Genomic DNA, 17,618 nt, shown 5'->3' on the forward strand with positions numbered 1-17,618 from the left:
MATCCTGATGAAAGAAATAAAGGCCGTACAGGTCAGGMTCAGAAAAAAAGACCCCGAAAAAACCAAATCTCTTATCAAGCTCGAAAAGCAGCTGGAAAACTGGCTTGCGCAACGTTCTCTCGCTCAGATCCTAGATTGGTTCGACTGTATTGAAACCACAAAGGTACAGACCCCCATGGGCAGCTATCGATGGTCCACCGAATCAGTGGCCAGAGACAGGCTCTTTTTAAAGTGTTTGGGAGTGGGTACCAAATAGTGTACGCTTTATCCGACTTTCAGGGTTAAAAGCCCTGCACCGGAAACCATGGCATCCTTTAATGATGTGGTCTCGGCCTTCACCCTTCAGGTGGAGGCCATCGTGGCCGATGCCGTAAAGGCCACCTCACTTCTGGAAGAAGCAAACCGGCGTTTCCGCACGGCCCCCCTCAATTCCATGCTCACTAAAGGGTGCATGGAAAGGGGACGGGATGTAACTTGGGGAGGGGCTGCCTATGATTTTACCTCCTATCAGGCAGTGGGCCTTGCCGATGTAGCGGACTCCCTCCTTGTCATCGAAAAACTTGTATTCAGGGAAAAAAAGCAAAGCCTTGGAGATCTTGTAAGGATTTTAAAATCTGATTTCAAAGGTGAAGAGGCCTTACGCCAAAGCCTTGCCACCCGAGACCCCAAATACGGCAATGGCAATTCCGAAGCGGATAAGATGTTTCAGCTTGTGGCAGATATTTTTACGAAAGCCGTCACCCGCCACAAAAACAGCCGTGGGGGAAAATATCTTGCGGGAATGTACTCCATGACCTGCCACACGGCCTTTGGAAAATGGACGGGAGCTTCGGCTTCGGGCCGCAGGGCAGGCCATGGGCTGGCAAATGGTTTTTCCCCTGCTACAGGTGCGGACAGAACAGGGCCGACAGCCCTTCTGCGTTCCGCAGCTTCTCTGGATACCTCAAACTGGGGAAACGGAGGGGCGCTGAACTTAAGGCTTGGCACCACCTTTGTGAAGGGAAAAGCCGGAGAAAAACTTCTGGCAGGACTGCTGCGTTCCTATCTGGTTACCCAGGGGGGCATGCAGGTGCAGCTCAATGTGCTGGATGCCGAAACCCTGAGACAGGCCCGCAGTCATCCGGATCTTTATCCCGGTCTTCTGGTGCGGATTGCAGGGTACTGCGCCTATTTTCAGGATCTGGCTCCGGAAGTCCAGGATGAGCTGATTGAAAGGACTATCCATGGATAATCCCAAGATTTTTTCCATTCAGCACTTCTGTATCCATGATGGTCCCGGCATCCGCTCAACGGTTTTTTTTAAAGGCTGCCCCTTACGCTGTGTGTGGTGTCAGAATCCCGAATCCTGGAAAAAGGAAATGGAAATCGCCTTCAGGGCCCACCGCTGCCTTTCCTGTGGCCAGTGTGCGGAAGCCTGTCCCCAAGGCCTGAAGCTGCCGGAAAACCGTCCATCGGAGGCCTGTTCTCTCTGCCTTGCCTGCGTGCAGGCCTGTCCCGCTGAAGCTCTGATTGCCATGGGAGAAGCCTGCACAGAAGCGGATATTCTGGCCAGACTGAGGCCTGAATATCCCAATTTTGAAGCCACAGGGGGCGGTGTCACCTTTTCCGGGGGAGAGGCGGGAATGTTTCCAGGTTTTCTTTCGGGCCTTGCTGCCAGCCTGAAAAAAGAGGGCGTTCACCTTGCCATGGAAACCTGCGGGATGTTTGACAGCAAAAATCCTGATACAAAAACCCTGCTGCAGCATCTGGATCTTCTGCTCTTTGACGTGAAAATCTTTGATACGGATCTCCATAAACGTTTGTGCGGTACAGGCAATTATCCCATCAAGGCCAATCTGAGGGAGGCGGCAGAAGCCATGAATTCGGGAAAAGGCCCCCTTGTCTGGCCTAGGCTTCCTCTGGTGCCGGATATTACCGACGGAGAAGAAAACCTTAGCGAATGGGCCGAATTTTTGTCGGATCTGGGTTTCAGGGAAATCACCCTTCTACCCTTTCATGATCACGGAAACAGTAAACGGCTCTGGCTTTCGGAAATGCCAAAATCTTTACCCGTCATCCGTACGCCGGATGCAGAGGATCTTCTCCGGGCGGGCAGCATATTTGAAAAATATGGAATGAAGGCGCATGAAGCCTTGGAATAAAAGCCTTTTGTGCCCGAATGGTGCCGGACAGGGGGGCGGTTCAGCGGGCATAGGCAAAGGGTGTCCCTGAAACATAAACGGGGAGTAAAAACCATCCACAGGGGCAGGCCTTGCGTTTGTCCGGATCTCCGGGCCAGTCATGGCTACCAGCAACCGGAGCACAACAGTATCGTTGAAGTTTTTCAACCTGAAGCGTTTTTTTATAAAAAAAAATCTTAATGATTTTCCCTTTCATGCCGATAAAAACTTCAAACGCCCTCAGGAACAAGGGGGATTTCCCCTTAGTGGCGTTTATGAAAGGGGGATATCATGATGCTCGAAGCCTTCAAAAAATATAAAGCAATTCGCAACATGGATATAGGAGAAGAAGGATACGGACAGGTCGGTTCTATTTTCAGGGATGAGCATGATCGTCTCTGGCTTCACCTGAACGCAAAGGTATCCAAACGTTACACAGGAGAACTCACCCCATTGATACGCAGAACAGGCAATGAAGCCAATGCCTTTGACGTGGATACGGCCAATATTTTTACACCCTTTGCAGCCAGATCCCGCAATCTGGAACGACATGGAGATTTTTTCTGCCTGGATGATGCACCCCTTGTACAGAAAGAAGAAAAAATAACCCGTACCCATGTGAGTCAGGCCAGCCCGACGCCTTACGGAGAAATGCTTGCTCCCCTTTTTGACATATTCATGGCTCCTGAAATTCTCAATGAAGTGCTGATCCGCACCAGCGTTCCCGAAGTGCTGCGTCAGGAAAAGCCTTTAAGCAGCGGCGTAATTCTTTATGGTGAAGGCGGTACGGGTAAAACCGCCCTTCAGCGGGCCATTGCAGATGTTTACGAAAGAGCCGGAGCCCATGCAACGGAACTGAACGTGGCAGCTTTAAGCGAAAAATACATAGGCTCCCTTGCCCACAATCTGGACGCAGCCATTTTCGAGGTTGTGGAGAAAACCGCCAAAAGCGGCAGGCCAGCCTTCATTTTTCTCGATGAGGCCACCTCCCTTGTCATGAACAGCGAAAGCCACAACAGCTCCGGCGCAGACTATTATCAGGAAGCAGTGGATGTACTGAAAAAATACATTGCCAATTATCCGGATCTGGTATTCAGCATCACCACCAATGCAGACCCGGAAACCTTTGATGACACCCTTATCCGGGACGGCAGGCTGGCTCCCATACGCATACCGGCTCCGGGCCGTAGTGAAAAAGCCGCCATGTGGCGATTTTTCCTTAAAAAACATGATGTCTTTGAAGACATCGGCGAAGGAGAAGCCCTGCAGCTTGCCGATGGTATTCCCGATGAAAAAGGAGCCTTTATCAGCCGCTTCTGCAAGGATTATCTGGCAAGAAAAAAGCTTGCCATGGAAACGGCAAGGGCTGCTTCAGGATCTCTGCTGGAATCTTTGGCTGCAGGCCATTTCATAAGCCTCGATATGGTAAAGAAAACCCTGTCTTTGGATACACTGATGCAGGATATTCAGAAAGCCCTACAGCTCAGACCCGGCAAACCCGTAAAAGCCGCTGTAGGTTTTCTGAAAAAATCCGCCATATGAATATTCTCGCTTCATTTACCCTTATATCCCGTATCCGGAGGCAAGTTACTGCCTCTGGATGCGGACTGAGCAAGGACATCACATCTCTCATTCTCAATATGTCCGCTGTGACCCTTCACCCACTGAAACCGCACCTCCATATGATCCAGAAGATCCAGAAGCCGTTTCCATAAATCCGGATTCAATGCCGGTGTACCGTCGGATTTTTTCCAGCCCCTCGCCCGCCAGCCCCTTGCCCATTTTTTTTCTATTCCCTGAACCAGATATCTGGAATCCGAGGTCAACAATATGGGCACACCCTCATTTTTAACTGCCTCAAGGCCGACAATGGCCCCGAGAAGCTCCATGCGGTTGTTAGTGGTCAGAGAAAATCCAGCACTGAACTCCTGCCTGCTGCCATCTTCTTGTATTACAACGGTACCGTAGCCTCCGGGGCCGGGATTACCAATGGCACCACCGTCACTGAAAACATGAATGGGATAATCCAGGGGATCAAGGCCAGCGTCCTCATATGGCCGAAGCTTTTTTTTATTGCCAGCTGAAGCATCCGGAGAAGTTACAGGATTTTTTCCGGCCATGAAAGCTTCGGCATCCTCCAGCTTCTCAAAACCTTTGTATCTGGCTCCGGGAAACCCCATCACCTGAACCTGAGCACCCTCACCTCCGGCCCAAACCCTGTAGATACCCGGCTTTTTACCCCTCAGCACAGCGTAATATTTTTTTAAAGCCAAACCAGCCTTCCTTTCATCCAAAATAATAAAAAAAGAAATTGTTTTATTTTAAAATAAAGTATGTTAAATTTATTTTTAATCCTCTTTACATCTTCTTTAAATCCCACCTCCCAAAGGCCCACCAATTAATCCCGCCTCAATTTCACTATGGCGGCCTTAAGGCCGCCGCCTGCCACTTTCCGGCTCTTCTTGACACCCTGCCATTATTTCCCTTATAGCATAGTCAAGGATACAGCATCTTTCCTAAAGGCTTTCCCACAGCTCAATTTTAAGGATAAAATATTATGATTCAGGAATCACCCTCCCAAGGTCCCGGGATTCTGCATTCTCTGGGAGCCATTGTCCTCTACCGAATTCAGCTTGCCGGTCATTTTACCCTTTTCCTTGCTGCCGGATTCTACCATATCTTTTCATGGCCCATTCAGATACGTAAAATATTGCAGCAGGTTTATTTCATAGGCGCAAAATCACTTCTTGTTATCTTCCTCACCGCACTTTTCACAGGTATGGTTCTCGGTCTGCAGGGTTATTACAGTCTCGTGGCCTTTGGTTCAGAAGCCTTTCTAGGCTCCGCCGTAGCCCTTACCCTGATCCGGGAACTTGGCCCCGTGCTCACTGCCATTATGGTTGCAGCAAGGGCTGGCTCTGCCATGACTGCAGAAATCGGCATTCTTCGCATATCAGAACAGATTGATGCCCTTAAAACCATGAACATCCATCCCATACGTTACCTCTTCAGCCCCAGACTGGCAGCAGCCATCATCAGTATTCCCCTGCTTGCCTCTGTTTTCAATGTTGTGGGAATTATCGGCGGCTATTTAACCGGTTCCAAACTTCTTGGCGTCAACCCCGGTGTCTATTTTTCCAGAGTAGAATCCAGCATTCTGCTCAGTGATGTCACAGGCGGTCTTTTGAAATCCCTGGTCTTTTCCATTGTGGTGGCCACGGTATGCTGCTATCAGGGCTACTTCACCCACCGCCGTAAAAACAGCTTCGGGTCTAAAAGCGTGGGGCTTTCCACCACATCCGCCGTTGTCCAGAGCTCGGTACTGATTCTGATTACCGATTATATTCTCACCTCCATACTCCTGTGAGACATTAATGGAAACACCTCTGATCCGTCTTGTTAATGTTCATAAAAGTTTCAGCAGCAATCCCGTACTCCGTGGTGTCTCTCTCGATATCATGGAAGGAAAAACCACAGCCATCATCGGAAAAAGCGGTGAAGGTAAAAGTGTTCTACTTAAACACATCATCGGTCTGATGCAGCCGGATGAGGGAGAAATCCTCTACAGAGAAAAGCCCATAAAAGAAATGAGCCGTGAAGAAACCCGTATTTTCAGAAATAAAATGAGTTACATGTTTCAGGGCTGTGCCCTGTTCGACTCCTTAAGTATTTTTGAAAATATTGCCCTTCCCCTTAAAGAGGGCACACGACTTTCTCCTTCTGAAATCAAAGAAAAGGTTGGAGAAAGACTGAAGCAGCTTGACCTTGAAGGCACAGAAAACCAGTATCCTTCACAGATTTCCGGCGGCATGATGAAGCGGGTTGCCATGGCCCGTGCACTGGTAACAAGTCCGGAGCTGGTCCTGTTTGATGAACCCACCACAGGGCTGGACCCCATACGTAAAAACGCAGTGCACAGAATGATTGCAAACTACCAGAAAGAGCTCGGATTCACAGCCCTTGTGGTCAGCCATGAAATTCCGGACATTTTTCACATCGCTCAGGAAATCATCATGCTGGATGAAGGTCAAATTGTTTTTTCCGGCAGCTCAGAAGACATTCAGGCCTGTGAAACGCCGGTGGTCCGCCAGTTCCTGCTTGGCGAGGCCGATACCATGTTTATTGACTAGAAACTCCCAATAAAGCTTTCATCCATGGAGCAGAGTAATGAAAAAATTTACCCTTGAAACAACGGTCGGAATTTTTGTTATTATCGGAATTCTCTGCACAGCTTATCTGACGGTAAAGCTGGGCAAGATGGAACTGATCGGGAGTAATTATTATACCATTCAGGCCCGGTTCTCATCCATTGCAGGCCTTACCAACAATGCCAGAATTGAAATTGCAGGCGTACAGGTGGGCAGTGTCAGCCGGATGTCCCTTGATCCAGAACGCCTGGTAGCCATCCTGGACCTTAAAATCCAAAAACATATTCCCATCTCCGAAGATACCATTGCCTCCATCAAAACATCGGGTCTTATAGGAGAAAAATATATTCAGCTTTCCCCCGGAGGATCGGACGTTTTGCTTAAAGAAGGTGATATGCTTTTTGAGACTGAATCGCCTCTGGACATTGAAGACATGATTTCCAGATATGTTTTCGGCGGCATCAAATAGCTGGGGCATCCCTACATAAAAAAAGGAGTGGTCATGCAGAATCTTCTTAAGATTTTTTGTGTTTTTATATGCCTTCTGATTTTCCCCCTTGCAGCCAGTGCAGACATGGGACCCCTTGAAACCATAAAGGTAAGAATCAATGACGCCATCGCCCTGCTGAAAGACCCTGCCTACAAAGATCCTGACCCGGAACTGGCTGAAAAACAGCATCAGGAACTTTTTGAACATGTACAGGGAATTTTTGACTTCAGAACCGTATCCATGCTGGCCACAGGCCGGAACTGGCGACGTTTTTCAACAGAACAGCAAAATGAGTTTGCCGATCTTTTTGCAAGACTTCTGGCAAACACTTACATAGAAAAAGTACAGGATAATTTCCGGAACGAAGAAGTGGTTTTCGATGATGAAACCATAATCAGTGAAAGCAGGGCAGAAGTCAGCACGAGGGTTCTTCTCAATAATATGGAAGTACCGGTAATATACAGACTCAGAAATATCCGCAATCAGTGGCGCATCTATGACGTACAGATAGAAGGTATCAGTCTGGTCCAGAACTACCGCAGCCAGTTTGAAGAGTTTCTCTTCCGCAGGGAGCCGGCTGAGCTGATTGAGGTAATGAAGCAAAGGATAGACAGGCTGGAAAATGACCGCATTCAGAGACGGAAAGAAGGCCGTCCTGCAGATACGGATGCAGATGATATGCTTCGCATTCTTTAAATCTGCCAATTAAATCAAATGAATGTAAGGAAAAAAATATGGGTTTCCGTTTTATCTGTATTCTTCTGCTTGTGACGGGTCTTATCTTGCAAACAGTTCATGCTGAAGAATACTGGGACGATGATGATGCCTTTTTTGCGGAAATCGAAGCAGAATATGCCGCAGCACCCTCTCAGAAAATTGCGGATCCATTTGAACCCTTTAACCGGGGCATGTTTGTTGTCAATGACAAGCTGTATTTCTGGGTACTAAAGCCCGCTGCCACAGGATGGCAGAAGGTCACACCCTCACCGGTCCGTACTGGTATCAGAAATTTTTTCAGGAATATCGGAGCTCCTGTGCGGGTAACAAACCAGCTTCTTCAGGGAAAGGGAAAGGCTGCTGCTGCGGAAACAGGCAAATTTTTTGTCAACTCCATCTGGGGCATATTCGGCCTGATTGATGCCTCCCAGCAGCTCCCATCCCTGCAGGTGCCTCCGGAAGACCTTGGCCAGACCCTTGGAAAATGGGGTATAGGAAACGGATTCTATCTGGTTCTTCCATTCTTCGGTCCCACAACCCTGCGGGATGGTGTGGGACAGGTCGGTGACTTTTTTCTTCAACCCACCACCTACTATACAAGCGGAAATCCAGAGGGATGGGCAGCGGTCAAGGCTACGGAAACCATAAATACCACGTCTTTCCGCCTTGGTGATTATGAAGCCATTAAAGATGCTTCCCTCGATCCTTACACCGCTGTGCGCAATGGCTATATTCAGATGCGTATGCAGGCCATCAGACAATAGTTGTAATAAGAAAAATCAATTATATTTCCTGCCAAGGGGCATCCGTAAAGGGTGCCCCTAAAACACATGGCCGCAAAACCCTTTACAGGGGCATGCCTTCCGCCTACCCGATTTAAATTATCCGCTTTCATTATATGACAGCAACCATGCCCGCAGACAATTACGGAGTCGGATTTCTGAAATTTTCTTTAGTCCATCAATTATTTTACCCTTTTTCAGGCAATCTTTACAAACATTGTTTTAATGTGTAAACTACAAAAACGTGTGTAAATCCGACACTCAATTCCTCATCCTGTACAGGCTCAGACAAGGACAGCATGCATTGTGCTGTGTCCTTTATTTCCTGTCATAGAAGTCCGACAAACACACCATTGGGAAACAAAGCGTTCCCCCACTTTCCAAAGGAGAATCTCCATGCTCCAGAATTTCAGCATACGTCAGCGCATGACTTTCATCCTTGTACTTGTGGCCTGCATGCTGGCTGGTATGTTCTGGTCCACCTTCCGCACGGCCTATACTGCCCGGGACATGGGCATCCTTGAAACAGGCAATGTAATGTTCCGGGATCAGAAAGAAAAGGTCTATGTCGCAACCCACTCCATGGCCCTTGCCCTTGGTGTCATTGCCAGTGAAACCCAAAACCACGATGAACGCGTCCGCCTTTTCCGAAACATGATTCAGGACATCCGCTTTGAAGAAGATAAATCAGGCTATTATTTCATTTATGATCAGACAACCAATGTGGCGCTGCCTACCCGCCCCGACCTTGTGGGCAAAGATTTAGGCGGTGCCAAGGATGCGGACGGAGTCTATTTTGTCCGGGAACTGAACAGTGCTGCAGCCCGAGGCGGTGATTTTGTAGAGTATATTTTTGATAAACCCGGTTTCGGCAACCAGCCCAAACTGGCCTATGCCGAACTCATTCCCGGCACTTCCATGTGGATAGGGACAGGTGTATATATTGACAACATTGCTGCAGAACAGGCCCGCATATCCGGAAGTATCAGCCAGCAGGTGCGGGCTTATCTTTTATGGATTGCAACGATTGCAGGATTTTTTGCCATTTTCTTTTTTATCATTGCCATCCTGACCACCCGGGATGTGGTTGTCTCTCTGAAACACACCACAAGACTCATTGAGAATCTGGCTTCAGGGGAAGGGGATCTGACCCGGCGCATGCCCGAAGAGCGCAAAGATGAAACCGGTGAGATGGCCCTCTGGATCAACCGTTTCATAGAACAGATCCATGCCATTATTTCCCGCATCCGGGAAAACGCGGGAGGTCTCCATACAGCATCTGGAGCCATGCGCAATGAATCTGAAGTTATGGCTGATGGCGTTCGTACCGCTGCCAAAGGCACCCAGGCCCTCAGTGATGCTGCATCCACCATGAGAAACAACATGTCCGGCATTGCCGCTGCCATGGAAGAAACCTCAACCAACACCTCCATGGTGGCCGCAGCCACGGAAGAAATGACTTCCACCATAGATGAAATTGCAAAAAACGCAGAAAAAGCCAGACAGACCACGGGCAATGCGGTAAAAAGGGTGGAAGAAACCTCCCGGAAGGCAAAGGAGCTGGGGGATATCTCAAGGGAAGTGGGTCAGGTCACCCAGACCATTGCGGAAATATCTGCCCAGACCAACCTGCTGGCCCTTAATGCCACCATAGAAGCAGCCCGTGCCGGAGAAGCAGGAAAAGGCTTTGCCGTTGTAGCCTCAGAAATCAAGGATCTGGCAACGCAAACAGCCAAAGCAACAGAAAATATTCGCAATATCATCAACCACGCCCAGACCCTTTCTCTGGAAGTTGGAGAAGATGTGGGCCATGTTAACTCAGCAATTGCCGCCATTGATGACATTGTCAATGCCATTGCCACTGCTGTGGAAGAACAGTCCGTAGCTACAAGGGAAATTGCCGGAAATGTTCTGCAGGCCTCACAGGGGATTCAGGAAGTCAATGAAAACATAACATCCCTGAATACTCTGGTCCGGAATATTTATAGTGACATTGATGAGGTACGCAGCGCCACCACAGCCATCACCGCCACAGGGGATGCCGTGAACAGTCAGGCCGGTGAAATAGCCCAGATGGCAGAAACCCTTGAAAAGCTGGTGGGACGCTTTAAGCTGAGCTGAAATTTTGGTGCAATAATTCCGGTGCAAGGCTCCATGGATGTTTGCAAACGGGATTACAATAGTCTAAGATTCCGGCACTCAAGCCAACAAACCTGGGCCTGCTATGAAAATAATGGGCTTTTGGAGGCTTGAGTGCCGGAATACTTATAGAGGCAGCTCAATTACGGGCATAAAGCTTTAGTACTGCTCAACTGCCTGACAGCCATGGCCGCTACCAGTCGAAAATATTAACGAATAGCAAGGCACGCCGCATTGCGGTATATTCAGGAAAGATCCATGCTCTTCTTACCATCAGCAGCCTCCCATTCATTTTGTGAGGTACTTCCTCAGTGGAAGGATGAAAACACCCTTGTTTCTCCCCTATACAATGAAAGCTACTTTTCCAAAGCCGGAGCCATAGAGGAAAGCCGTCATATTTTTCTAAAACAGAATCGTCTGCCCCATCGCTGGCTTGAAAAAAGCTCTTTTCATATCTGTGAAACGGGCTTTGGTACGGGTCTTAATTTTCTGGTCACGGCTGATTTCTGGCGACGTTTCGCACCTGCCGGATCTACCCTCTTTTATACTTCCGTGGAAAAACATCCCATACCCGCAGATCATCTGCGCCAGATCCACAGGGCATGGCCTTGTCTGAACGATCTTTCAAATCAGCTCCTTGACAAATATCCTCCACCCGTCCGGGGAAAGCATCATCTTTTTTTCAAAGAGCTGCGCATGGAGGTGGATCTGCTCTTTGATGACGCAGAAAAGCTGTCCGAGATCCTTGAAAGAAATGTAGATGCCTGGTTTCTCGACGGTTTTTCTCCCCATGCAAATCCTGAGATGTGGTCAGACAATCTATTTGAAACCATGGGAAAAAAAACTGCGGACAAAGGCAGTTTTGCCACCTTTACCGCAGCGGGTTTTGTGAGAAGAGCCATGATTTCTCAGGGCTTTTGTGTGGAGAAATTGCCGGGTTTCAGGTTTAAAAGGGATATGATCAGGGGCTTTCTAGGAACTTCAAACAGTTTTTTGAAATAAAGAACCTGTTCATATGAGGGCTTCTTTTAAACCTGCACCCTATCTGCCGGTATCATGGGGAGAGCCTCCAGCCTTTGCCGGATTTCTCCTTCCATGGGCAGGGTTTTCTGACCCATTTCTTTAGAAATTGTCACAAAGGTGACATCGGCCTCTGCACAAAGGATATCCATACCCTCAAGATAAATCCGCTGACGCAGCACGGCGGATTTATTGCCGTACTTCAGCATGCCGGAGTGGATTTCAATGGTCTCATTCACCTCAATGGATCTAATGTAGCTGACATTGATATTGACCACAAAAAAAGAAAGTCCCCTTTCAAACCAGCCTTTGAGATCCAGATAATCCTCAAAAATACGCCAGCGACCTTCCTCAAAAAACTCAAGATAACGGGCATTGTTCACATGCCCGTAAATATCCGTATGATACCCGCGGATGCGGATGACTGGAACACCTTTCATTGACCTGCCTTTCCTCCGTAAAACGTTATTCAGCCTGTCTTTACTGAACGAGAAAACGACCTACCACCCGAAAGCAGATTCTGTCAAGCAGCTCTCAGGACAGCACAATTTAGCTGAACGACCTTCCCTTTCAAAACAAGTGCAGCAAATGCTTTTTTAAACATGACAGATACTTTTCCTTACAGAAATATTCTGTTATGGAACCTTCTGTGTGATGATTTTTAAAATTTCAATCAAAGAAAAGAGATAACGCTGTGGGAAGAAAAAAAAGTTTTCGATATCAGGACATAACAGGCATGGACAGGGTACTGTTCCCCAAACTTAAAAGCACTGACCCTATTCGTCTGGAACCCTGCTGGCCTAAAAATCTGCTGAATCGTGAGCAGCCTGTTTTCCTTGAACTTGGCTGCGGAAAGGGAGAATACAGCCTTGCACTGGCGGCAAGGTATCCTGAAAGAAATTTCATCGGTGTGGACGTGAAATCCGACAGGCTTTGGGTGGGAGCCAGCCGTGCCATGGAGCTTGGACTTGAAAATGTCTGGTTTATCAGGGCCCGCATTGATCATCTGGCCGAATATTTCCCTGAAAATTTTGCCGACGGCATCTGGATACCCTTTCCTGACCCTGCCCCCGGTAACATCTCCGGCAGAAAGCGTCTCACTTCACCGCGTTTTCTGAATATCTACAGAAACTTCCTTAAACCCAACGGACTGATACGCTGCAAGACAGATCATGCAGGTCTTTACGATTTTACACTGGAAAATCTGGATGCTGCCGGTGCCCGGCTTTGCCGGGCTTTTGAGGATCTTCACTCCTCGGGCATCAATGATCCGGATATTCTTGGTATTGAAAGCCACTTTGAAACAGAATTCAGGAAAAAGGGATATAGCATAAAATTCATGGAATTTTATCTGGATGAATCAATTCATGAAAGCTTGTGCTTGTCCGCATAATCCTGGATGGAGGCCTTAAGCTTATGACTTCAATCTTATCTCGTTCCGGTCCATGGGCATGGGCCTTCTGGCTCCTGTTTCTGAGTTTTATCATGACCCAGTTCTGGACAGCCAAAGCCATATTTCACATTTTTGAAACCATGCACGGAAGCGAAGCTTACCATGATTCCTGGAATCCTTCATCCCTGACCATGATTTTTCTCCGCAACAGCCTTCTGGGACTGGGCCTGCCCCTTCTTGCCCTTCCCTTCTTCACTCTGTTACGGGAAAAAGGAAAAAAATCCGCTAATCTGCCCTATCCCCTTATTCCGGCCAGCATTGAAAACAACTTTGCCCAGGCCGTGTATCGCCAGAGAAGGGAAAAAAAGCCCTTTGCCCTGTTGCATTGCAGGTGGAAAGAAAGGGAAGTCAGTGGATTCAGGAAAAGAAAAAAGGACATTCTTTCCGATATACTTCAACTGGCACGGGAAGAAATCCGCCTGACAGACCATTTGATTCCACTGGATAACAGGAATTTTGCCATACTTGTGGAAGGCGGTGCCGAAGAAAGCCGGATTTTATCCTCACGCATCCAGAAGGGCCTGGAGAAGGCAAGAGAAAACAGACAGGAGTTTGAAAATATAGATTTCTTATGGTCTGTTACAAGCTACAGACCCGGTGACAGCCTTGAAGAACTCATGGGTCGAGCCCTCCGAAGTCTGGAAAAAGGCATTTTTCTTGATGAAAATGGGGATATCTTATGAAGGATGCTTTTATCCCCTTTTCCCGCATGGCTCCTACGCCCAGCGGTTTTCTACACCTTGGCAATGCCCTGAACTTTATTCTGGCCCGGCTTTTTGTTTACAGGCAGGTGGGGAAGCTGCATCTTCGCATTGATGACATGGATGGTATCCGTACCCGAAAAGAGGTCATAGAAGACATCTTTTATTCCCTGGACTGGCTGGGGCTTAACTGGGATACCGGCCCTTCGGGTCCGGAAGATTTTTATGCCCGTTTTTCCCTGATGAACCGCATGGATAGCTACGGCAAAGCCGTGGATACCCTGCTGGAAAATAAACTGGCTTATGCCTGCGACTGTTCCAGAAAAAGCCTTGCTGCCCAAGGTATCATGGGAGCATATCCGGGACTTTGCAGAAATAAAGGCCTTTATTCTGAAACCATGAAAACTTCCATACGGCTGCAGGTCCCTGAAAATACAAAAATAAATATGGGTTTGCGGACACAGGCTCTGGCTGAGGATTTTGGCGACTTTGTGCTCTGGAGAAAAGAAAATCTGGCGGCCTACCATCTGGCCTCTGTTCTGGAAGATGATGCCATGGGCATCAACCTTGTGGTACGGGGAGCCGACCTTCTGCCTTCCACGGCAGCACAGCTTTTTTTAGCCCAAACCCTTGGACTGCAGAACTTCCCTGCTGCTTTTTTTATACATCACGGACTTGTGGCTGGAAAAAAGGGCGAAAAACTTTCCAAGTCCAGAGGCAGCCATGCCCTCTGTGAAATGAGGGAATCCGGGATTTCACCCGCTGGTATTTTTTCTTTTGCAGCGGATTTTCTGCATCTGGAGACAAAGGATAAAATCCAGGATATTGAAACCCTCCAAAGGATTTTTAATGATTGCCCTGAAAAACATCCCCTGCTACAGGGGCAGGGCTTTCTGGAAATATCCATATAAAGGCTTTAAGATACAAGCCATCATCGGCATAAAGGATAAAATATGGTACAAAAAATACTCATGGTTGCACTGGGAGGTGCCCTGGGAACCCTCTGCCGCTACGGTCTTTCTACGGGCGTCCATAGCCTTCTGGGCCGAAACTTCCCCTGGGGCACCCTCACCGTAAATATGCTGGGCTGTTTCATGTTCGGTCTTATCTGGGTCATGGCGGAAGAAAAGAATCTAATTCCCGAATCCCTGCGCATCATGCTTCTGGTGGGATTCATGGGGGCCTTCACCACATTTTCAACCTTTATCTTTGAAAATTCCAACCTGATCCACCATGGGGAATGGATCAGGCTCATGGTAAATCTGGCAGGTCAGAATTTTCTGGGTTTCATGGCCCTGTATCTGGGCTATGCCCTAGGAAGGCTGCTATGAGAGATAAAAAATTCCCTGCTGATTCCAATGGGCCGACACTATACTTTTGCTGATTCAGCACCGGATAAGGCAGCGGTTTATCCATAAAGGTATTTATCTGTATTTGTTGCGCTTATTTTTTCACATCATGCAAATGTACTTAGGTACAGGGCCTCCACTTTCCCACGGGCCCACTCCGTTTTACGCAAGAATTTCAGTGAGGATTTAATCGACGGCTCATTTGAAAAACAGTTAATATTGATTTGTCTATATAAACCTTCCCAGCCATAATATTCGACCAGAAGGGTCAATATTTTTTCTAAACTTAAGCCATGCAGCGGATTTTTTGCCTGTTCAGTCATAGTATCATTCTCACTTGTTGTTACAAGGGCTTGGCAATTTACTCAGGTCCGGTTACTGATACTGATTATGTGTTTTCATTGAACTTCGGCCACCTGTTGTAACCGATCTTTGGATTATTTGATTGGTATTTACGAATAAACTCAACCTCTTTTGATGACAGTTCAGATTCTTCACAGTCAGGAGACTCCCAAAGTATCTGCTTACGGATTGTATAATCTTTACGGACATCATCCGGCAGCTTCGCAAAATCATCATTTACTGTTTCCATATCAGGACTGCCAAAATAACGATGGCTGCCAACACTGTCTTTGCCAATGTAAATCTTGCCCGTAGGATGATAAGTAATTTTATAAATCTGTTTCATCTGAGGCTGAAGTCCTTTTTACATATAAAATCAAAATCAGCTGCTGTAAATTTTTTGGTTCTTTTGTGATCATAAATTATATTTTTGCCACACTAACCAAGAGTATGACACCTGTACCCGCTGCAAGGCACCAACCAGCGAGCTTATGCCAAAATACGTATATTTTCATATAGAAATTCAGGGGAAAAATCTGCACCATTTGGCCACACAACGGTGTGAACCTCATGATTAACCACAAATTTTTTGAAATATTCAATATCCTTTAGCGGCTCAAATATCTCCCCGGTCAATTCCTGCTCAAAATTAATTTCCCCTTCGCTCCCATCTGAAAAACGAAGGAAGAGGGTATAGTCGCCCAGATATTTAGCCTCAACGATTCTTGGTGTCATTTTTTACTCCAATGGTTCAATTTTATTTAATGGCCGTCTATCCTCAGCAAGCCGCCAGTTTTCAAGCAACTCATCCCTGTGCAACTCTAACCACTCAAATATAAGCTTTAGAGCACGTTTTGGGAAACGGCCATTAATAATTCCAGATTCTATTTCAACAGTAACCTCATATTCCCCATATATAGCATGGAAATGTGGTGGCGCATGGTCTCTATAAAACATCGCAATAATGATTCCAAGAAATCTTGATATTTCAGGCATAGGATTATTTCCAAGAATGATTTAAGGGCATAACAGCCCCCTTTTTTTCTTCTATGCAAGCAAGATTTGATTCCGCAAATGGTTAAAATTAATAACTTTTCTTCCAAGACGAGAAATTCTGAGATAAAGATCCAAGTCAACCGTATAAACACAGCTCACTCTCTTTGATTTCTGAATAATGCCTGTATCAGAAACACCTAATGACAAGTAGGCTTCATTTTTAAAAATGTTTACTTTTGAAATATGAGACTCGTGCGCACGGTCAACGAACGTAGAAAGACAAGACAAAAGCTGTTTTCCTTGTTGTTTGTGAGTTTGCTTCAACAGGTTAGAAACTTCTGCTAAACAATGCGATGTAACCCATATGGAACTAAATCCATCTATCTGGCTCACCAATAAATCATAATCAGCTACTGTAAAATTTTTGGTTCTTTTATGATCACAAATTATATTTTTGTCACACAAGCCAACAATAAGTAAAAGTAGTAAATTGGTATCAATCAAAACACTACCGTTACTCATTTGATAAAGCTCTTATTTTTATTGATTTAATTTCTCCAGAATCAGCATCGACTGACACAACCTTGTACTGCCGTCTTGGATTTTGTGGTTGTAAGCCCGTCACAATACCCTGTTTTGGATAATCCCATGGTCGAGAAAAACCCACTGTAATCTCCCAAACATTGTCTACATCATTCAAAAAAACTTCTTCCAATCCTACATTTTCCAAATTTTCAGATTGAAACACATCTGAAACATATTCCACTGCCTTTTTTACAGCTCCTTTAACGTCCATATTTCCCTCTCTTTTTTGTCTGTGGCAAGGAAAGAATAATGAAATAATAACGTCGAGACCAGTTATCAATAAGTCTAACAATATTAAATAAGCAATTTATCACAGCCCCACCCCCTGATAACGAGTCTTTTTTGCTTCCAATTCCAGTGGGTTATTAACCACCCGCAAAGCGTGTTTTAAATAGCCCACAGCAGCAGAATAATCCCGCATTTGCTCGCAAACCTGAATCCGCCGGATTAGAACTTGCGGTTTGCCTAGACACTTCCTATGGCATAAAAGGGGTCTGACCCCAATGGCACTGAATTTAGCATAATATGATAAATTTCCAATAAAAAAAGACTGGTTCTGTGATATGTTGTTAATAGCGACAAAAACAATTAATCACAGGAGCCAGCCTTTGCTAAATTATACACGCACCCCAAGAGATCAGCAACAAAAGTTTTTTGAAAAAGCATGTAAAAATTTTCCTCACACGGCTTTCTATGACTGTATGATGCAAGGTTTAATAACAAAAATAATGGATGAA

General features: G+C 46.6%; 22 protein-coding genes and 2 pseudogenes. 16 read left to right on the forward strand and 8 right to left on the reverse strand.

Going from position 1 to position 17,618, the window contains the following annotated elements; translation table 11 throughout:
• The 5 genes and pseudogenes from FIM25_RS17405 to FIM25_RS15950 form a co-directional block, all read left to right on the forward strand.
• Positions 1-256: pseudogene (locus FIM25_RS17405) on the forward strand (IS1634 family transposase); the annotation flags it as partial.
• Positions 257-301: 45 nt separating this feature from the next.
• Positions 302-802: pseudogene (locus tag FIM25_RS17800) on the forward strand (pyruvate formate lyase family protein); the annotation flags it as partial.
• A complete protein-coding gene (locus FIM25_RS17805; RefSeq protein WP_342774353.1) occupies positions 791-1,231 on the forward strand; it encodes a glycine radical domain-containing protein in 441 nt (146 codons plus the stop codon). The pseudogene FIM25_RS17800 and the gene FIM25_RS17805, both read left to right, overlap by 12 nt.
• On the forward strand, positions 1,224-2,141 hold the full coding sequence (locus tag FIM25_RS15945; protein WP_139450850.1) for a glycyl-radical enzyme activating protein: 918 nt from the start codon (positions 1,224-1,226) through the stop codon (positions 2,139-2,141). Before FIM25_RS17805 ends, FIM25_RS15945 begins: the two co-directional genes overlap by 8 nt.
• A gap of 309 nt (positions 2,142-2,450) precedes the next feature.
• Entirely contained in the window at positions 2,451-3,701 is a 1,251-nt protein-coding gene (locus FIM25_RS15950; protein WP_139450851.1) for an AAA family ATPase, read from the forward strand.
• Between the two features lie 11 nt (positions 3,702-3,712).
• On the opposite strand, the gene rnhA is transcribed toward FIM25_RS15950, so the two are convergent.
• Positions 3,713-4,432, reverse strand: a complete 720-nt coding sequence (gene rnhA / locus FIM25_RS15955) for a ribonuclease HI (RefSeq protein ID WP_139450852.1) — start codon at positions 4,430-4,432, stop codon at positions 3,713-3,715.
• A gap of 284 nt (positions 4,433-4,716) precedes the next feature.
• On the opposite strand from rnhA, the gene FIM25_RS15960 reads away from it, so the two are divergent.
• The 7 genes from FIM25_RS15960 to mnmC2 all read left to right on the forward strand — a co-directional run bounded on the left by FIM25_RS15960 (position 4,717) and on the right by mnmC2 (position 11,437).
• Positions 4,717-5,526, forward strand: a complete 810-nt coding sequence (locus tag FIM25_RS15960; protein WP_139450853.1) for an MlaE family ABC transporter permease — start codon at positions 4,717-4,719, stop codon at positions 5,524-5,526.
• 7 nt (positions 5,527-5,533) lie between these two features.
• Positions 5,534-6,289, forward strand: coding sequence for an ABC transporter ATP-binding protein (locus tag FIM25_RS15965; RefSeq protein ID WP_139450854.1), 756 nt, complete (start codon positions 5,534-5,536; stop codon positions 6,287-6,289).
• Between the two features lie 37 nt (positions 6,290-6,326).
• Positions 6,327-6,776, forward strand: a complete 450-nt coding sequence (mlaD, locus tag FIM25_RS15970) for an outer membrane lipid asymmetry maintenance protein MlaD (protein WP_139450855.1) — start codon at positions 6,327-6,329, stop codon at positions 6,774-6,776.
• A gap of 33 nt (positions 6,777-6,809) precedes the next feature.
• A complete protein-coding gene (locus FIM25_RS15975) occupies positions 6,810-7,493 on the forward strand; it encodes an MlaC/ttg2D family ABC transporter substrate-binding protein (RefSeq protein ID WP_139450856.1) in 684 nt (227 codons plus the stop codon).
• Positions 7,494-7,531: 38 nt separating this feature from the next.
• Entirely contained in the window at positions 7,532-8,278 is a 747-nt protein-coding gene (locus FIM25_RS15980) for an MlaA family lipoprotein (RefSeq protein WP_139450857.1), read from the forward strand.
• A gap of 414 nt (positions 8,279-8,692) precedes the next feature.
• The gene (locus FIM25_RS15985) at positions 8,693-10,417 is read left to right on the forward strand and encodes a methyl-accepting chemotaxis protein (RefSeq protein WP_139450858.1); all 1,725 of its coding nucleotides are present in this window, start codon (positions 8,693-8,695) and stop codon (positions 10,415-10,417) included.
• Between the two features lie 276 nt (positions 10,418-10,693).
• Positions 10,694-11,437, forward strand: coding sequence for a tRNA (5-methylaminomethyl-2-thiouridine)(34)-methyltransferase MnmC2 (mnmC2, locus tag FIM25_RS15990; RefSeq protein WP_139450859.1), 744 nt, complete (start codon positions 10,694-10,696; stop codon positions 11,435-11,437).
• A gap of 26 nt (positions 11,438-11,463) precedes the next feature.
• On the opposite strand, the gene FIM25_RS15995 is transcribed toward mnmC2, so the two are convergent.
• Entirely contained in the window at positions 11,464-11,895 is a 432-nt protein-coding gene (locus tag FIM25_RS15995; RefSeq protein WP_139450860.1) for an acyl-CoA thioesterase, read from the reverse strand.
• A gap of 254 nt (positions 11,896-12,149) precedes the next feature.
• On the opposite strand from FIM25_RS15995, the gene trmB reads away from it, so the two are divergent.
• From trmB to crcB, 4 genes are read left to right on the forward strand one after another with little or no spacing between them, the layout of a single operon-like run.
• On the forward strand, positions 12,150-12,848 hold the full coding sequence (gene trmB / locus FIM25_RS16000; protein WP_179953459.1) for a tRNA (guanosine(46)-N7)-methyltransferase TrmB: 699 nt from the start codon (positions 12,150-12,152) through the stop codon (positions 12,846-12,848).
• A 23-nt stretch (positions 12,849-12,871) separates the two neighbouring features.
• Positions 12,872-13,591 carry a hypothetical protein gene (locus FIM25_RS16005; RefSeq protein WP_139450862.1) on the forward strand — a complete coding sequence of 240 codons (720 nt, stop codon included), beginning with the start codon at positions 12,872-12,874 and terminating at the stop codon, positions 13,589-13,591.
• Positions 13,588-14,520: a glutamate--tRNA ligase family protein gene (locus FIM25_RS16010; RefSeq protein ID WP_139450863.1), complete on the forward strand. Its 933-nt coding sequence runs from the start codon at positions 13,588-13,590 to the stop codon at positions 14,518-14,520. Before FIM25_RS16005 ends, FIM25_RS16010 begins: the two co-directional genes overlap by 4 nt.
• Before the next feature lie 42 nt (positions 14,521-14,562).
• Positions 14,563-14,940: a fluoride efflux transporter CrcB gene (gene crcB / locus FIM25_RS16015; RefSeq protein WP_139450864.1), complete on the forward strand. Its 378-nt coding sequence runs from the start codon at positions 14,563-14,565 to the stop codon at positions 14,938-14,940.
• Positions 14,941-15,065: 125 nt separating this feature from the next.
• On the opposite strand, the gene FIM25_RS16020 is transcribed toward crcB, so the two are convergent.
• The 6 genes from FIM25_RS16020 to FIM25_RS16045 form a co-directional block, all read right to left on the reverse strand.
• The gene (locus FIM25_RS16020) at positions 15,066-15,281 is read right to left on the reverse strand and encodes a VF530 family protein (RefSeq protein WP_139450865.1); all 216 of its coding nucleotides are present in this window, start codon (positions 15,279-15,281) and stop codon (positions 15,066-15,068) included.
• Positions 15,282-15,346: 65 nt separating this feature from the next.
• Entirely contained in the window at positions 15,347-15,646 is a 300-nt protein-coding gene (locus FIM25_RS16025) for a GIY-YIG nuclease family protein (protein ID WP_139450866.1), read from the reverse strand.
• Between the two features lie 143 nt (positions 15,647-15,789).
• The gene (locus FIM25_RS16030) at positions 15,790-16,035 is read right to left on the reverse strand and encodes a DUF2442 domain-containing protein (RefSeq protein WP_139450867.1); all 246 of its coding nucleotides are present in this window, start codon (positions 16,033-16,035) and stop codon (positions 15,790-15,792) included.
• A gap of 3 nt (positions 16,036-16,038) precedes the next feature.
• Positions 16,039-16,296 (reverse strand): DUF4160 domain-containing protein, encoded by a 258-nt coding sequence (locus tag FIM25_RS16035; RefSeq protein ID WP_139450868.1) that lies wholly within the window; start codon positions 16,294-16,296, stop codon positions 16,039-16,041.
• Positions 16,297-16,347: 51 nt separating this feature from the next.
• Positions 16,348-16,800, reverse strand: coding sequence for a PIN domain-containing protein (locus tag FIM25_RS16040; RefSeq protein WP_179953460.1), 453 nt, complete (start codon positions 16,798-16,800; stop codon positions 16,348-16,350).
• Between the two features lie 10 nt (positions 16,801-16,810).
• A complete protein-coding gene (locus FIM25_RS16045; RefSeq protein WP_139450870.1) occupies positions 16,811-17,092 on the reverse strand; it encodes a hypothetical protein in 282 nt (93 codons plus the stop codon).
• Positions 17,093-17,618 lie beyond the last annotated feature (526 nt).

The sequence above is a fragment of the Desulfobotulus mexicanus genome (assembly GCF_006175995.1).
Lineage (GTDB): Bacteria > Desulfobacterota > Desulfobacteria > Desulfobacterales > ASO4-4 > Desulfobotulus > Desulfobotulus mexicanus.

What these genes read in the sequence shown, in the direction of transcription:
- FIM25_RS15980 (WP_139450857.1), top strand. Translation starts at nt 7,532, where the DNA reads ATGGGTTTCCGTTTTATCTGTATTCTTCTGCTTGTGACGGGTCTTATC.
- FIM25_RS16005 (WP_139450862.1), top strand. Translation starts at nt 12,872, where the DNA reads ATGACTTCAATCTTATCTCGTTCCGGTCCATGGGCATGGGCCTTCTGG.
- FIM25_RS16025 (WP_139450866.1), bottom strand. Translation starts at nt 15,646, where the DNA reads ATGAAACAGATTTATAAAATTACTTATCATCCTACGGGCAAGATTTAC.
- FIM25_RS16045 (WP_139450870.1), bottom strand. Translation starts at nt 17,092, where the DNA reads ATGGACGTTAAAGGAGCTGTAAAAAAGGCAGTGGAATATGTTTCAGAT.
- FIM25_RS15965 (WP_139450854.1), top strand. Translation starts at nt 5,534, where the DNA reads ATGGAAACACCTCTGATCCGTCTTGTTAATGTTCATAAAAGTTTCAGC.
- FIM25_RS15985 (WP_139450858.1), top strand. Translation starts at nt 8,693, where the DNA reads ATGCTCCAGAATTTCAGCATACGTCAGCGCATGACTTTCATCCTTGTA.
- mnmC2 (WP_139450859.1), top strand. Translation starts at nt 10,694, where the DNA reads ATGCTCTTCTTACCATCAGCAGCCTCCCATTCATTTTGTGAGGTACTT.
- FIM25_RS15995 (WP_139450860.1), bottom strand. Translation starts at nt 11,895, where the DNA reads ATGAAAGGTGTTCCAGTCATCCGCATCCGCGGGTATCATACGGATATT.
- FIM25_RS15945 (WP_139450850.1), top strand. Translation starts at nt 1,224, where the DNA reads ATGGATAATCCCAAGATTTTTTCCATTCAGCACTTCTGTATCCATGAT.
- FIM25_RS16035 (WP_139450868.1), bottom strand. Translation starts at nt 16,296, where the DNA reads ATGCCTGAAATATCAAGATTTCTTGGAATCATTATTGCGATGTTTTAT.
- FIM25_RS16020 (WP_139450865.1), bottom strand. Translation starts at nt 15,281, where the DNA reads ATGACTGAACAGGCAAAAAATCCGCTGCATGGCTTAAGTTTAGAAAAA.
- FIM25_RS16010 (WP_139450863.1), top strand. Translation starts at nt 13,588, where the DNA reads ATGAAGGATGCTTTTATCCCCTTTTCCCGCATGGCTCCTACGCCCAGC.
- FIM25_RS17805 (WP_342774353.1), top strand. Translation starts at nt 791, where the DNA reads ATGACCTGCCACACGGCCTTTGGAAAATGGACGGGAGCTTCGGCTTCG.
- FIM25_RS15950 (WP_139450851.1), top strand. Translation starts at nt 2,451, where the DNA reads ATGATGCTCGAAGCCTTCAAAAAATATAAAGCAATTCGCAACATGGAT.
- FIM25_RS16030 (WP_139450867.1), bottom strand. Translation starts at nt 16,035, where the DNA reads ATGACACCAAGAATCGTTGAGGCTAAATATCTGGGCGACTATACCCTC.
- FIM25_RS15960 (WP_139450853.1), top strand. Translation starts at nt 4,717, where the DNA reads ATGATTCAGGAATCACCCTCCCAAGGTCCCGGGATTCTGCATTCTCTG.
- mlaD (WP_139450855.1), top strand. Translation starts at nt 6,327, where the DNA reads ATGAAAAAATTTACCCTTGAAACAACGGTCGGAATTTTTGTTATTATC.
- FIM25_RS15975 (WP_139450856.1), top strand. Translation starts at nt 6,810, where the DNA reads ATGCAGAATCTTCTTAAGATTTTTTGTGTTTTTATATGCCTTCTGATT.
- crcB (WP_139450864.1), top strand. Translation starts at nt 14,563, where the DNA reads ATGGTACAAAAAATACTCATGGTTGCACTGGGAGGTGCCCTGGGAACC.